Genomic DNA, 700 nt, shown 5'->3' on the forward strand with positions numbered 1-700 from the left:
GTATGTTCTTTGAAAACTAGATAACAGTGTAGCTCATATTTTTTAATTTTAGTTTGGTTAAGTTAGAAAGGGCGCACGGTGGATGCCTTGACACTAGGAGTCGATGAAGGACGGGACTAACGCCGATATGCTTCGGGGAGCTGTAAGTAAGCTTTGATCCGAAGATTTCCGAATGGGGAAACCCACTATACGTAATGGTATGGTATCCTTACCTGAATACATAGGGTATGGAAGACAGACCCAGGGAACTGAAACATCTAAGTACCTGGAGGAAGAGAAAGCAAATGCGATTTCCTGAGTAGCGGCGAGCGAAACGGAATCTAGCCCAAACCAAGAGGCTTGCCTCTTGGGGTTGTAGGACATTCTATACGGAGTTACAAAGGAACGAGGTAGACGAAGCGACCTGGAAAGGTCCGTCGTAGAGGGTAACAACCCCGTAGTCGAAACTTCGTTCTCTCTTGAATGTATCCTGAGTACGGCGGAACACGTGAAATTCCGTCGGAATCTGGGAGGACCATCTCCCAAGGCTAAATACTCCCTAGTGATCGATAGTGAACCAGTACCGTGAGGGAAAGGTGAAAAGCACCCCGGAAGGGGAGTGAAAGAGATCCTGAAACCGTGTGCCTACAAATAGTCAGAGCCCGTTAATGGGTGATGGCGTGCCTTTTGTAGAATGAACCGGCGAGTTACGATCCCGTGC

The 700-nt window shown here is 48.0% G+C and carries 1 rRNA gene; it reads left to right on the top strand.

Annotated features, from left to right (window positions below):
- Positions 1 to 55: 55 nt before the first annotated feature.
- Positions 56 to 700, top strand: a 23S ribosomal RNA gene (locus MR065_RS27035); the annotation flags it as partial.

Source organism: Bacillus cereus group sp. BfR-BA-01383, from assembly GCF_022663495.1.
Lineage (GTDB): Bacteria > Bacillota > Bacilli > Bacillales > Bacillaceae_G > Bacillus_A > Bacillus_A cereus_AU.